The organism is Flavobacterium sp. (assembly GCF_043760115.1).
Classification (GTDB): domain Bacteria; phylum Bacteroidota; class Bacteroidia; order Flavobacteriales; family Flavobacteriaceae; genus Flavobacterium.
This window is the reverse complement of record NZ_JAYUPK010000118.1, coordinates 26,916-41,666: the sequence shown is the minus strand read 5'-3', so window position 1 is coordinate 41,666 and position 14,751 is coordinate 26,916. Positions and strand designations below refer to the sequence as shown.

At 30.4% G+C, this 14,751-nt stretch carries 13 protein-coding genes; 7 read left to right on the top strand and 6 right to left on the bottom strand.

Going from position 1 to position 14,751, the window contains the following annotated elements; genetic code table 11:
• Positions 1–150 precede the first annotated feature (150 nt).
• From ACH2BC_RS10335 to ACH2BC_RS10315, 5 genes are all read right to left on the bottom strand, one after another.
• Positions 151–1,092, bottom strand: coding sequence for an energy transducer TonB (locus ACH2BC_RS10335; protein ID WP_395053921.1), 942 nt, complete (start codon positions 1,090–1,092; stop codon positions 151–153).
• Between the two features lie 10 nt (positions 1,093–1,102).
• Complete coding sequence (locus ACH2BC_RS10330) at positions 1,103–1,927, bottom strand: thymidylate synthase (protein WP_395053920.1); 825 nt, start codon at positions 1,925–1,927, stop codon at positions 1,103–1,105.
• Between the two features lie 177 nt (positions 1,928–2,104).
• Complete coding sequence (locus ACH2BC_RS10325) at positions 2,105–2,734, bottom strand: bifunctional nuclease domain-containing protein (RefSeq protein ID WP_395053919.1); 630 nt, start codon at positions 2,732–2,734, stop codon at positions 2,105–2,107.
• Positions 2,735–3,082: 348 nt separating this feature from the next.
• On the bottom strand, positions 3,083–4,051 hold the full coding sequence (locus ACH2BC_RS10320; RefSeq protein ID WP_395053918.1) for an electron transfer flavoprotein subunit alpha/FixB family protein: 969 nt from the start codon (positions 4,049–4,051) through the stop codon (positions 3,083–3,085).
• An 87-nt stretch (positions 4,052–4,138) separates the two neighbouring features.
• A complete protein-coding gene (locus tag ACH2BC_RS10315) occupies positions 4,139–4,885 on the bottom strand; it encodes an electron transfer flavoprotein subunit beta/FixA family protein (protein ID WP_395053917.1) in 747 nt (248 codons plus the stop codon).
• A gap of 282 nt (positions 4,886–5,167) precedes the next feature.
• Between ACH2BC_RS10315 and ACH2BC_RS10310 the strand changes: the two genes are divergently transcribed.
• From ACH2BC_RS10310 to ACH2BC_RS10290, 5 genes are all read left to right on the top strand, one after another.
• On the top strand, positions 5,168–6,145 hold the full coding sequence (locus ACH2BC_RS10310) for a pyruvate dehydrogenase complex E1 component subunit beta (protein WP_395053916.1): 978 nt from the start codon (positions 5,168–5,170) through the stop codon (positions 6,143–6,145).
• Positions 6,146–6,212: 67 nt separating this feature from the next.
• Positions 6,213–8,699: a DUF5686 family protein gene (locus tag ACH2BC_RS10305; RefSeq protein ID WP_395053915.1), complete on the top strand. Its 2,487-nt coding sequence runs from the start codon at positions 6,213–6,215 to the stop codon at positions 8,697–8,699.
• Positions 8,700–8,861: 162 nt separating this feature from the next.
• Positions 8,862–9,455, top strand: coding sequence for a DNA-3-methyladenine glycosylase family protein (locus ACH2BC_RS10300; RefSeq protein ID WP_395053914.1), 594 nt, complete (start codon positions 8,862–8,864; stop codon positions 9,453–9,455).
• 146 nt (positions 9,456–9,601) lie between these two features.
• The gene (locus ACH2BC_RS10295; protein ID WP_395053913.1) at positions 9,602–12,127 is read left to right on the top strand and encodes a sodium-translocating pyrophosphatase; all 2,526 of its coding nucleotides are present in this window, start codon (positions 9,602–9,604) and stop codon (positions 12,125–12,127) included.
• A 117-nt stretch (positions 12,128–12,244) separates the two neighbouring features.
• Positions 12,245–13,159, top strand: a complete 915-nt coding sequence (locus tag ACH2BC_RS10290; RefSeq protein ID WP_395053912.1) for a hypothetical protein — start codon at positions 12,245–12,247, stop codon at positions 13,157–13,159.
• 44 nt (positions 13,160–13,203) lie between these two features.
• On the opposite strand, the gene ACH2BC_RS10285 is transcribed toward ACH2BC_RS10290, so the two are convergent.
• Positions 13,204–13,500 carry an isoamylase early set domain-containing protein gene (locus ACH2BC_RS10285; RefSeq protein WP_395053911.1) on the bottom strand — a complete coding sequence of 99 codons (297 nt, stop codon included), beginning with the start codon at positions 13,498–13,500 and terminating at the stop codon, positions 13,204–13,206.
• Positions 13,501–13,737: 237 nt separating this feature from the next.
• On the opposite strand from ACH2BC_RS10285, the gene ACH2BC_RS10280 reads away from it, so the two are divergent.
• Both ACH2BC_RS10280 and ACH2BC_RS10275 read left to right on the top strand, forming a co-directional pair.
• Positions 13,738–14,073, top strand: coding sequence for a 2TM domain-containing protein (locus tag ACH2BC_RS10280; RefSeq protein WP_395053910.1), 336 nt, complete (start codon positions 13,738–13,740; stop codon positions 14,071–14,073).
• Positions 14,074–14,556 carry a dihydrofolate reductase gene (locus ACH2BC_RS10275; protein ID WP_395053909.1) on the top strand — a complete coding sequence of 161 codons (483 nt, stop codon included), beginning with the start codon at positions 14,074–14,076 and terminating at the stop codon, positions 14,554–14,556.
• Positions 14,557–14,751: the final 195 nt, after the last annotated feature.

The window sequence follows — 14,751 nt, the reverse complement described above, 5'->3', positions numbered from 1 at the left end:
TAAACACTAAATACCTTGAAGCAAAAAAGCTATCACGAAATGTAGAAAACTATTCATCTCGTCCCAAATGACGAGACTACTAAACCAGTTATGCTTTTAAAATTTATTTTACTAAAAAGTCCTAAAATTATACTTCAAGGATTTTTTTATTTAATAACCTTGTAAAGTTATAGGTATAGTATATTTGACTCTAACATTTAATCCTCTTTGTTTTCCTGGAATCCAATTTTCATATTTTAATAGTACACGAATAGCTTCTTGATCTAAACCATAACCTAAACCTTTAATAATTTTTGGTTCTACAATTTTACCTGTTGCATCAATAACAAATTCAATTAAAATTTTACCCTTAATTTTTAATTGTATAGATTCGATTGTATAGTTAAAATTACCACCAATAAATTTATAAAAATGAGTAATTCCTTTTTTTGGTTCAGGTTTTTGCTCAACAATTAAATAACTAATTTTATTTCCTTCTTTATCCGTGATTACACCAGAAATAAATTTTCCTTCATCATAAGATTCAACATAACTAACTTGATTTAAAGTTGATTCACCTGTCCAAACACCATTTTTATAGCCATTTTTTATAGCTCCAGAATCTTTACTTTTTTTAACCGAATTATTATAAAAACCATTTCCATCAACAACTAACTGATTATTATTTTCATCCCAAAATTGAACTATTTTATAAGATTTTCCAGTTTCCCATTCTTCAATTGTAAATTCTCCAACCTCTCTTTTATTTCCATTTTCATACCATTTTTCTACCTTTCCAAAAGGTTTTCCATCTATAAAGAATGTTGAGTCTTCTTTGTTTCCATTTTTAAAGTAAGTTAGAATTTCTTTATTTAATTTTCCGCTTTCTTTTTTATCAATAAATCCTTCTTGATAAACGCTTCCAGATTTATAGTATTTAAAAAACTTATATTCTAATTTTTCCAATGAATAATCTTTAATTACTTTTTTATAAAAATAATTTTCAGCGATAGTTTCTCTTTCCAATGAATCTAAATAAATAATTTTATCATTTGATTCTTGTGCAAAAAGCACTTTTGTAAAAAATAGAAAGAATAAGATAGTTTTTTTCATAAAAGCATTTTTAAACTGCAACAACTCCTTTAATTAATGGATGTGGATCATAACCTTCAAGTTTAAAATCTTCAAATGTAAAATCGAAAATGTTTTTTATTGCTGGATTTAAAATCATTTTTGGTAATGGCTTTATATCTCTAGATAATTGTAATTCAAGTTGCTCAAAATGATTGTTGTAAATGTGTGCATCGCCAAATGTGTGTATAAATTCGCCAACTTGTAAATTACAAACTTGCGCAATCATCATTGTAAACAAAGCATAAGAAGCAATATTAAATGGTACGCCAAGAAAAATATCTGCACTTCTTTGGTATAATTGACATGATAATTTTCCTTCTGAAACATAAAATTGAAAAAATGCGTGACATGGTGGCAAAGCTACTTTTCCGTTTTCTATATTTTCTGCAAATGATTTAGTTGTATCGGGTAAAACTGATGGATTCCAAGCAGAAACTAACATTCGTCTGCTGTTTTGATTTGTTTTTAAAGTTTCAATTAATTCGGTAATTTGGTCTATCTCTTCACTGTTCCAGTTGCGCCATTGATGACCATAAACTGGACCTAAATCGCCATTTTCATTTGCCCATTCGTCCCAAATTCGTACTCCATTTTCTTTTAAATAACCAATATTGGTATCGCCTTTTAAAAACCAAAGCAATTCGTAGATTATAGATTTTAGGTGTAACTTTTTGGTTGTTACCATTGGAAAACCATCGGCTAAATCGAAACGCATTTGATAGCCAAAAACACTTTTAGTTCCTGTACCAGTTCTATCGCCTTTTTGTGTTCCGTTTTCTAAAACGTGTTTTACTAAATCGTGGTATTGTTTCAAGAGAAAAAGTTTAAGAGTTTAAAATTGTTTAAAAGTTTAAAAAGAGTTTAAGTGTTTAAAAATGTTAAAAAGTTATGTGTTTAAAATTGTTTAAAGTTTTAATATTCTAATTTTTTACTGATAGCTACAACTGAAAACTGAATACTGAAAACTGAATACTGAACACTGAGTACTTTCTTACGATTCTCTTTTAGAAATTTCATCACGAATTCGTGCTGCTTTTTCATAATCTTCTTCTTGTACAGCCATTTCTAGAAACTCGTGCAACTCTATTAAGCTAAATTTTTTATAATCGTTTTTAGAAGTTGTGTCGTCATTTTCTATTCCAAATGTTTCTGGAGTTGAAAGTACGCCTTCATCATCAGCATTTTGATTTTCTATATCGTTTGGATTGGCGTTTAAATAAATTCCGGCTTTATCGAGAATGTTTTTATAGGTAAAAATTGGTGCAGCAAATCGAAGTGCTAATGCAATTGCATCTGATGTTCGTGCATCTATAATTTCTTCTATTTTGTCTCTTTCGCAAATGATACTTGAGTAGAAAACGCCATCGACCAACTTGTGAATTATTACTTGTTTTACTACAATATCAAATCTATCTGCAAAACTTTTAAATAAATCGTGGGTTAATGGTCTTGGTGGTTTTATTTCTTTTTCTAAAGCTATTGCTATAGATTGTGCTTCGAATGCTCCAATTACTATTGGTAATTTTCTTTCGCCATCAACTTCGTTCAAAATTAATGCATAAGCACCGTTTTGGGTTTGACTATAAGAAATTCCTTTTATTGTTAGTTTTACTAAACTCATATTATTTTGTTTTGCCACAAAGGCGCAAAGTCACAAAGCTTTTTTTTAAACTCGCAAAATTGCTGAGATAAAAAAAATATTTTTATTAATTAAATAGTGTTGAATCTTTTACATTTTCTTATTGAAAAGTGAATTAAAATTCAATACAATCGGACAATTAGCCCTGATAGAAGCGGTATCTTTTTAACCTGTCAGGTTTTAAAAACCTGACAGGTTAAAAAATTTAGCGTATAGCAGGAATTACCATCGCAAAGAAACAAAAAACTTTTGCTTCTAAAAAAAATAAGCTACCTAAAAATTAATTTTAGATAGCTTTTATTATAAATTTAAAAAAGTAAACTTTAAATTTTAATTCTGTTGTGCTTTAAATTCTTTTAATTTTGCTGTTAATCTTGGCAAAATATCAAATGCATCACCAACTATTCCATAATCAGCAACTTTAAAAAATGGCGCATCGGCATCAGCATTTATTACTACTTTTACTTTTGACGAATTTACTCCAGCAATGTGTTGAATGGCGCCAGAAATTCCTACTGCAATGTATAAATTGGTTGCAACTGGTTTTCCTGTTTGCCCAACGTGCTCACTGTGAGGACGCCAACCTAAATCAGAAACTGGTTTAGAGCAAGCGGTTGCTGCGCCAAGTACTGATGCTAAATCTTCTATTAATCCCCAATTTTCTGGACCTTTTAATCCACGACCACCAGAAACTACAACGTCTGCATCGGCAATTGTTACTTTTCCTGATGCTTTTTCTACAGAAATTACTTTTACCGAGAAATCGTCTTCATTTAATGTTGGAGCAAAATCTTCTTGAGTTAATGTTGAAGAATTTTCTACTAATCCGAAAGAATTTTTTCCAATTGAAAGTACTTTTACATCAGTTGAAATTTCGGTTGTGTTGAAAGCTTTATTAGAAAATGCTGTTCTTTTTACCTGAAAAGGCGAAGTTGAAATTGGTAAACCAACAACATTAGATGCAAATCCAGCTTCTAAACCAACGGCAACAAGTGGCGCAAGATATAAACTGTCTGTTGTTGAAGAAAGTACAATTACTTTGGCATTTTCTTTTTGTGCTGCTTGTTTTATAACATCGGCGAAAGCTTTAGCCGTGAAATTGGTTAGTTTATCGTTAGTTACTTTCAAAACTTTGTCAACACCATATGTAGATAATTCTGAAACATCTGTAGCGTTTATAGTAACTGCTGTTACAGTTGTGCCAAGTGATTCAGCTACTTTTTTAGCATAAGAAGCCAATTCGAAAGCTACTTTTTTTAATTTTCCTTCTGCAGATTCTGCGTATATTAATAATGACATAATTATTTTTGTTTAAAGTTTAAATAAAGTTTATAAGTTTACAAGTTTAGTTCTAAAACTCGAAACCCAAAAACTTGAAACGCGAAACTAAATTACCTTTGCTTCGTTATGTAAAGCATTTACAAGTCCATCCAAATCGTCTGCAGAAAATAATTTTACTACCGATTTTGGTGCTGGTTTTTCAAATTTTACAGCTTTAGTTTCTACTGACGCATCAACTGGTTCTAAAACAGTTAAAACCTTAGTTCTTGCTGTCATAATTCCTCTCATGTTTGGAATTCGTAAATCTTTTTCTTCTACAAGACCTTTTTGACCTCCAACAATTAATGGTAATGAGGTTGCAATAAGTTCTTTTCCTCCATCAATTTCTCTTGATGCTTTTGCAGATGTTCCATCAACAGTAAGTTCGGTACATGAATTTACAAAATTGTAACCTAATAATCCTGCTAACATTCCTGGAACCATTCCGCCATTATAATCTAATGATTCTTTTCCGCAAATGATTAAATCATAACTTCCTGTTTTTATAACTTCGGCTAGTTGTTTTGCAACATAAAAACCGTCAGTTGCTGCTGCGTTTACACGAATTGCTTCGTTTGCTCCAATTGCCAATGCTTTTCTTAACGTTGGTTCTGTATCTGGAGTTCCAACATTTACAACAGTAACATTTGCTCCTTGTTGTTCTTGAAACCAAATAGCTCTTGTTAGTCCAAACTCATCATTTGGATTAATAACATATTGAACACCATTGGTATCAAACTCTGAATCGCCATTTACAAAGTTAATTTTGGAAGTAGTATCAGGAACGTGACTGATGCAAACTAATATTTTCATTATTTATTTTTTAAAAGATTTTTTCAGATTGTAAAAGTATAAAATATATTTCTAATTTTAGTATGCGCGCATATAATTTTTATAAATTTTATCAGTATTATATCGATTTCGTAGCAAATGTAAATTGGGATAGTAAATATTTAACTTTTGTTGAATACTAAAAGTAAGAAAAGGCAAGTGATTATTTACAAGTAATATGTTTTAATGTCATTTTTAATTTTTATTTTTGCCATTCAAAATTTCCCTCGACTGCGCTCGGGATGACAAAAAAAGTTATACAATATGAGAACGATACAATTTAGAGAAGCAATTTGTGAGGCAATGAGTGAAGAAATGCGTCGCGACGAATCTGTATATTTAATGGGTGAAGAAGTTGCCGAATATAATGGTGCATACAAAGCATCAAAAGGAATGCTTGACGAATTTGGTCCAAAAAGAGTAATTGATACTCCAATTGCAGAACTTGGTTATGCTGGAATTGCAGTTGGATCTGCAATGAATGGATGTCGTCCAATAGTAGAATACATGACATTTAACTTTTCATTGGTTGGAATTGACCAAATTATAAATAATGCTGCCAAAATGCGTCAAATGAGTGCAGGACAATTTCCTATGCCAATGGTTTTTCGTGGACCAACAGCTTCTGCAGGACAACTTGGAGCAACACATTCTCAAGCATTTGAAAACTGGTTTGCCAATACTCCAGGATTAAAAGTAGTTGTACCAAGCACAGTTTATGATGCCAAAGGTTTATTAAAAGCTGCAATTAGAGATAACGATCCTGTTATTTTTATGGAAAGCGAACAAATGTATGGCGACAAAGGAGAAGTTCCAGAAGAAGATTATATTATTCCGCTTGGTGTTGCCGATATTAAAAGAGAAGGTACAGATGTAACCATAGTTTCTTTTGGAAAAATAATAAAAGAAGCATTTATCGCTGCAGATGAATTGGCTAAAGAAGGAATATCTTGTGAAATTATCGATTTAAGGACCGTTCGCCCAATGGATTATGATTGTATTTTAACATCAGTTAAAAAAACAAATCGACTTGTAGTGCTTGAAGAAGCTTGGCCTTTTGCAAGTGTAGCTTCTGAAATTACCTATATGGTTCAAAATAAAGCATTCGATTTTCTTGATGCACCAATTCAAAGAATTACAACTGCCGATACACCAGCGCCATATTCTCCAACTTTATTAAAAGAATGGTTGCCAAATGCTAGCGAAGTTGTTAAAGCTGTTAAAAAAGTAATGTACAAATAATATAATCTATTATATTTGAAGTCACGCTTTGTCGTGACTTTTTTTTTATAAATAACTATTACTATATATGAATAAAAATATATTTTTTCTTGCCCTAACATTTTTATTATTTGGAAGTTCTTTATTTGGACAAACAAAAATTAGTGGTATTGTAATTGACAAAAAAAATCAACCCGTTGCTTATGCAAATATAGTTTTTAAAGGTTCTAATGAAGGAATTGTAACCGATGAAAACGGAAGATTTTATATGGAATCTCAAGTTACTTACAATGCAATTGTAATAGCTTTTGTGGGTTTTGCCAATAATGAAGTTGAGTTACTAAAACCAGTTACTTACGATATGAAAATTGTAATGGAAAGTGAAGAAATGCTAAAAGAAGTTGTTATTTATAACGGTAAAACTTCTAAAAAAAATAATCCAGCATTGGATATTCTTAGAAAAATTTGGGAACGTAAACGTAAAAACGGACTTAAAATGTTTGCTCAATATCAGTATGAAAAATATGAAAAAGTAGAATTTGATTTAAATACAATTGATAGTGCTTTTATGAAAAGCAAGATTTTTAAAGGAATGGAATTTGTATTTGATAAAGTAGATACTTCTAAAATTACAGGAAAAACATATCTACCAATATTTATAAATGAGTCATTATATGATGTTTATGGTGATAATAAATTTAAGAAAAACAAGGAAACTATAAAAGCCAATAAAAACTCTGGATTAACCAATGGCGATGGAATTAACACTTTTATAAAAGATTTATATAACGATTACAATATTTATGATAATTACTTAACATTTTTTGACAAAAGTTTTACAAGTCCTTTATCAACAACAGGAATTGACGTTTATAATTATGTTTTGTCAGACAGTTCATATATTGATAACAAATGGTGTTACAATATTATTTTCTATCCAAGAAGAAAAAACGAACTCACTTTTAAAGGTGATTTTTGGGTAAACGATTCCACTTATGCAATTAAAAACATCAATATGTCGGTTTCTAAAAGTGCCAATATTAACTGGGTAAAAGAAATTTATATTGAGCAAGATTTTGAAGTAGTTAGTGATTCGGTTTTTCTATTAACTAGAGATCAAATGATGACAGATTTTGCTTTAAATAAAAAAGAAAAATCGAAAGGTGTTTATGGCAAACGAACCTCTTTATACAGAAATCATAAATTTGATGATGAAAAACCAGAAAAATTTTATAAAAATGAAGTCAATTATATAGACAATGAAGTCTATCAACGTAGCGATCAATATTGGGAAGAAAATAGATTTGAAAAGCTCAATAAAGACGAAGCTGGAGTTTATAAAATGCTTGACACACTAAAAACAGTCAAGAAATTTAAGCGACTTTATAGTTTTGCATCCATTTTAGGAAGTGGTTATGTTGAGTTTAAAAACTTTGATTACGGACCAATATTTTCATCTGTAGGAACTAATGAAGTGGAAGGAATTCGATTGCGAGTTGGAGGAAGAACCTATTTTGGAAAAAACGATATTTGGCGATTACAAGGTTACACCGCTTATGGATTTAAAGATGATAAATTCAAATATGGATTGTCTGGAAAATGGATGATTGACAAAAAAAATAGAATAATAATTTCTGGAGGAAATCGTCGCGATGTAGAACAAATTGGAGCCAGTTTAACCACAACTAACGACGTTTTGGGTAGAAGTTACGCATCATCAGCACTATTTACATCTGGCAGTAATGGTAAATTGACCAATATAAATTTATCTACAGTTGCATTAGAAATTGAACCTGTTAAAAATTTTAGAATTCTAACTGGGTTTTCCTATAGAACATTAGAATCTGCATCATCAACTTTTAGCTTAGATTACTTTACAGATGCTACTTTAACAACAACAAAAAGCGATGTAAAACAAAGCGAAGCCAACATTCAATTAGAATTTACACCAGGAATGAAAAATGTAGGTTATGGTGTAGAAAGATTACCGGTAGACAGTCCATACAGCAGGTTTTTTGTAAATTATAGTCAAGGTTTTAAAGGGTTAATGAATAGCGATTTCGATTATCAAAAAGTACAATTATATTACAAACAACCTATAGTTATTGGACCACTTGGAAGAACAAATTTAACAATGGAATTGGGTAAAACATTTGGCAAAATTCCGTTAGGATTACTAAGTGTAATTCCAGGAAATCAAACCTATTTTATAATTGGTAACACTTTTAGCAATTTAAACTTCTACGAATTTGTAGCAGATGAATATGCAACACTAGTTTGGGAACATAATTTTAACGGTAAAATATTTTCACGAGTTCCGTTTATGAGAAAACTAAATTGGAGAGAAATAATAGGCATTAGAACCGTTTACGGAACAATTTCTGACCAAAACAAACTTATAAATGCGTCAGGATTAGTTTATAATTCACCAACAAAACCATACTATGAATACAGTGCAGGAATAGGAAATATTTTTAAAGTATTTCGTTTAGACTTTAGTTGGAGAGGAAATTACCGCGATATTCAAGACGCAAGTAACTTTGCAATTAAAGGAGCATTTGGATTTTATTTTTAATTTAAAGCTATTTCCAATCGTCCATTTCAAGAATTTATATAAAAATGGCAATTTTGTAAAAAGTAAAAAGAGCTTCTATGGTCGCTTTTTTACTTCAACAAAATTTGCCATTTTTATATAAATTGCTTTTCATTACCACTTGGGCTAATACACATTATTCTTATGAAAGAAGCAATAAAATATCTATCCAAAAAAGACCAAACATTACTTCATATTCTAGAGAATTTTGGAAATCCTGTCATTCAAAAAAGAGAAGAAGGATTTGCATCCATGTGTCATATCATTCTAGAACAACAAGTTTCTATTGCTTCTGCTCAAGCTTGTTACAATAAACTACAAAGTTACTTTATAGAAATAAATCCAATAAATATTTTAAATGCAACAGACGAAGAACTAAAAAAATGTGGTATTTCTCGTCAAAAAATTATTTATTTAAAAGATTTAGCAATCAAAGTTATTACTAATGAAATAGATTTTGCAAGCTTTTCCTTAAAAACAGAAACTCAAATTCGAGCCGAGTTAATAAAAATAAAAGGCGTTGGCAATTGGAGTATTGAAGTTTATTTAATGTTTTGCCTCCAATCTCCAGATATTATTCCACTTGGAGACATTGCAATTAAAAACACTTTAAAAGAATTGTACAATTGCCAAACAATTGAAGAAATGGAACTACTTTCTAATAATTGGAAACCATTTAGAACCTTTGCATCTTATACCATTTGGCATTATTATTTAAAAAAGAGAGGTAAGATTTAAAATTAATTTAGCTCAATCAAATAATTAAATTTAAAGCTTCTTCAAACAAATTTTGTAATTGTTTTTTATAAAACCAATCAATTTGCAATAGTTCTTAAAAATTTGTTATTTTTGCACGCGATAAAATTTATAACAAAATTATATTTATGGAATCAATGATGATTTATGTGCCAATAGTTATGGCAATTATCGGTTTGCTATTTATGGCTGCCAAAAGAAGTTGGGTTTTAAAACAAGATGCTGGAGATGGTAAAATGAAAGAAATTTCAGATTACATTTACGAAGGTGCATTGGCTTTCTTAAAAGCAGAATACCGATTATTAGCAATATTTGTAGTATTAGCAAGTATAGTTTTAGCTGGAATTTCATTTGTAGTTCCAACAACACACATATTAATAGTAGTAGCTTTTATTTTCGGAGCATTTTTCTCAGCATTAGCTGGAAATATGGGAATGAAAATTGCAACTAAAACCAATGTTAGAACAACGCAAGCTGCTCGTACTAGTTTACCACAAGCACTAAAAGTTTCTTTTGGTGGTGGAACAGTAATGGGATTAGGAGTTGCTGGTTTAGCAGTTCTTGGTTTAACAGGTTTCTTTATATTATTATTCCAATTTTTCATGAAAGGTGTTTGGACTTCAACCGAAGACATGACTATCGTTCTTGAAACACTTGCTGGTTTCTCTCTTGGAGCAGAATCTATTGCTCTATTTGCAAGAGTTGGTGGTGGAATTTATACAAAAGCTGCCGATGTTGGAGCAGATTTAGTTGGTAAAGTAGAAGCTGGAATTCCAGAAGATGATCCAAGAAATCCTGCTACAATTGCAGATAATGTTGGTGACAACGTTGGTGATGTTGCCGGAATGGGAGCAGATTTATTTGGTTCTTACGTAGCAACAGTTCTTGCAGCAATGGTTCTTGGTAACTACGTTATTAAAGATATGGGTGGAAGAATTGAAGATGCTTTTGGCGGAATTGGTCCAATTTTATTACCAATGTCAATTGCTGGTTTCGGAATTATATTTTCTATAATTGGAACACTATTAGTTAAAATTAAAGATAATGACGCTAAAGAAAAACAAGTTCAAGGTGCGTTAAACATTGGAAACTGGGTTTCTATTGTTTTAACTGCAATTTCTTGTTATATTTTAGTAAAATTCATGTTGCCAGAAACTATGAAAATGGAATTCTTTGGTGAAGGATTGAAAGATATTTCTTCAATGAGAGTTTTTTATGCAACAATCGTTGGTTTAGTTGTTGGTGGTGTTATTTCATCAGTAACCGAATATTATACAGGTTTAGGTACAAAACCAGTTTTGGCAATTGTACAAAAATCATCAACTGGAGCAGGAACTAACGTAATTGCTGGTTTAGCGACAGGAATGATTTCAACGTTTCCAACAGTATTATTATTTGCTGCTGCAATTTGGAGTTCTTATGCTTTTGCAGGATTTTATGGAGTTGCACTTGCAGCTTCGGCAATGATGGCAACTACGGCAATGCAATTAGCAATTGACGCTTTCGGACCAATTTCTGATAACGCTGGTGGAATTGCCGAAATGAGTGAATTACCTAAAGAAGTTCGTACAAGAACAGATATTTTAGATTCAGTTGGTAACACAACTGCCGCTACAGGAAAAGGTTTTGCAATAGCTTCGGCTGCATTGACTTCGTTAGCATTATTTGCTGCTTATGTAACTTTTACAGGAATTGACGGAATTAATATTTTTAAAGCACCAGTTTTAGCAATGTTATTCGTTGGTGGAATGATACCTGTAGTTTTCTCTGCTTTAGCAATGAATTCAGTAGGAAAAGCTGCAATGGATATGGTATATGAAGTACGTCGTCAATTTAAAGAAATTCCGGGTATTATGGAAGGAACTGGAAAACCAGAGTATGCTAAATGTGTAGATATTTCAACAAAAGCTGCATTACGTGAAATGATGTTACCTGGAATTTTAACAATAGGTTTTCCAATTGCAATTGTACTTTTAGGAAAATTAGTTTACGGAGACAACAACCAATTAATAGCAGAAATGTTAGGTGGATATATGGCCGGAGTTACCGTTTCGGGTGTACTTTGGGCAGTTTTTCAAAACAATGCTGGTGGCGCTTGGGATAATGCAAAAAAATCTTTTGAAGCTGGAGTTATGATTAATGGTGAAATGACGTACAAAGGTTCTGATGCTCACAAAGCTGCAGTAACTGGAGATACAGTTGGAGATCCATTTAAAGATACTTCTGGACCATCAATGAACATATTAATAAAACTTACTTGTTTAATTGGATTAGTAATTGCTCCAATTTTAGGAAGTGGAGTTCATACTGATACTGCTTCTGCAAATGCAATGGCTTCTTGTTGTGTAATGCCAGAAAAATGTGCAAAAATGAGCAAAGAAGAATGTGCAAAAATGGGTTGTACAGAAGATATGACTTGCAATTCTATGAGCAAAGAAGAGTGCATGGAAAAAGGTTGTAAAAGCACAACTTGTAAATTTATGAATGCAACTGAAGCAAAAGAAGAAATTTCTAGAAAAATTATGATCGAAAAATCTATAAGTAATGGAGTTACTAAAGCTAAAGTTACTACTAATGAAAACGGAACTGAAAAAGTATTAAACTTTGAAGGAACAGATGCAGAAGTACAAGCAAAATTAGATTCTATTAAATAAGAATTGAAATGAATTATATAAAATGTCTCAAGAAATTGAGGCATTTTTTTTGGCAAAAATTTATTTTCATTCTATACTATTTCGAGAAATTTCATGTTATATTATAAATGTATATCTATGAAAATTATAAAATTACTTTTTCTACTTTCAATAATTTCTTTCTTTTCTTGTAAAGATATCGATGTAAAAAAAACTGAAATAAAAATTGAAACTTTCAATTATAAAGTAACCACAACTCCAGAATTTTTCACACAATTAATTGACAACCATTACAAAGACTTTAAAACAATTGATGTAACACAATTTGAAGAAATCTGTGAAAACCATAATTTAAAAACTACCGATTTAATAACAATTAGAAAATTTTATACTTTAGAAATTCTTCATAAACTTTTTACAAGTTCGTCTGCACAAAATGGTTCAAGAGGCGAAATTTTAAACATACCATATTTTTGGCATTGGACAAATCCAAATCCGAGACATTCAATTATTTTATTAGAAACCAATCAAAAATTGAGTGATGTTAAATCTCCAGCATCATTTTCTAAATATAAATCATTTGCAGATATTGACAGAACACCATATCTATTTTTAAGCGAACTGCTTCTTGAAAATCCAAAATATAAAACACCAAGTTTAGGAGAATTTAGCACATTTGGTTGGTGTAGCGAAAGAGAAATGGCATTTGTAAGTTTGCTAGAAACTTTAAATATAAAAGGAAAAGTGTTTTCTGATGGCAATCACAGTTGGTCAGAATTTTTAATTCCAATAACAAACAATCAAAATAAAGTTGTAAATTTTGTAGCTAAAATAGACAATACTTTTGATAACATTGAATGGAAAACAATTGCAGATAACAAAATATCTTCTTGGAAAAACAATCTAGGAAACGTTCCATTAGCAAAATGGTATAATGAAAAAGCACATTCTAAAACTGAAATTGAAAAAATAAAAACAATACAAGTTTCAGTTAAAACTTCTTCGTTTATAGAAACTCAATTGGTGAGTTACATCAATAAAAAAATCCGTTAATCAATAAAGAAAAACGGATTTTTTACCTTTTTAAGTAAAGTTAACTACACTTCTAGAACGCTATTTTCTGCTCCAGCAAATTCATTCCAACGGTAACTATCGGCTTCAACTTCGTTAAAATAAGCACCATCAACAATATATTTGTATTCAAATGAATTGTCTTTTGTAACATCAAAAGCACCTTTAAAAGTTCCGTTTTTTAATTTAGATAATTCGCCAACTTCTGGATTCCAATTGTTAAAATCTCCAACAACTGCTACACTGTTTGCCTCTTTAGCTTCCAATGAGAAAGTTACTTTACAAACTGGTTTTGTTTTTATAAATTGTTTCTTAACTGCCATAACTATTTAATATTTAGATTAATGGCACAAAGTAAAGTAATATTTTGCATACTTTAAAATTCAAATAAAGAATTATTAGTTTAGCAAAAACTTACCCAAAAAAAAGGTAATTTCTTATTAATTAGTCATTTAATTTAAATAAAATAAATATGAAAACGTTTTCACGATATATAAAATCAAATCACTATTTTTGAATTTTAAAACAATAGAACACTTTTATAATAAAATTCTATCGCTATGGAAACAGAACAACACGAAATGTACGAATACGCACGTAGAAGAATTAAACAAAAAAAATCACTCTATTTTCACTTTGTTTTACTGTTTCTTGGAGGTATTTTTTTATTCGTAGCCAATAAATTATTAAATATTGGCGAACCAACAAATTGGTACATTTGGGCAATTACTGCTTGGTTATTTATTTTTATTTTGCATTTTATAAAAGTATTTATAACCGATAGTTTTATGAACAAAAACTGGGAACGAGAACAAATAAACCGACTAGTTTCTATGCAAGAAACCAAAATAGAAAAACTAAAAAACGACGTCGAAAATCAAGTTAAAACTCAATAAATGATTATTCAAATTGCTGCAGCAGCAGAAAATAATGCACTAGGAAAAGACAATAAACTAGTGTGGCATTTACCCAACGACTTTAAAAGATTTAAAGAAATAACCTCTGGACATTATATAATTTTGGGTAGAAAAACGTTCGAAAGTTTTCCAAAACCTTTGCCAAACCGCACTCATGTTATCATTACAAGAAATAAAAATTATAAAGCCGAAGGTTGCATTATTGTAAATTCACTTGAAGAAGCATTAAATAAAGTTCCCAAAAACCAAGATACTTACATAATTGGTGGTGCCGAAATTTACAAGCAATCCATCAATATTACAGATAAAATTGAACTTACAAGAGTTCACACAACCTGCGAAGCCGACGCGTTTTTTCCAGAAATTAATTTATTAGAATGGAAATTAATTTTCGAAGAACATCATTCCAAAGATGAAAAACACAATTTCAATTACACTTTTCAAACCTTCGTTAAAAAGTAATTTTTGTTTAAAACTTGTGCAGATGAATATAAGTAGCGAATGGCTTGGGCATTTTAGCAATCCATTTTCCTGCTGCAAAAACTCGCTTTCTTTTCGTTAAAAAAACGAAAAGAAGAGCTCAAACAATTTTAGCATCAGGACTAGAAATTTTTCGTAGCACTAAATTCAAATTCTTTATTACTATTATAATTGCAA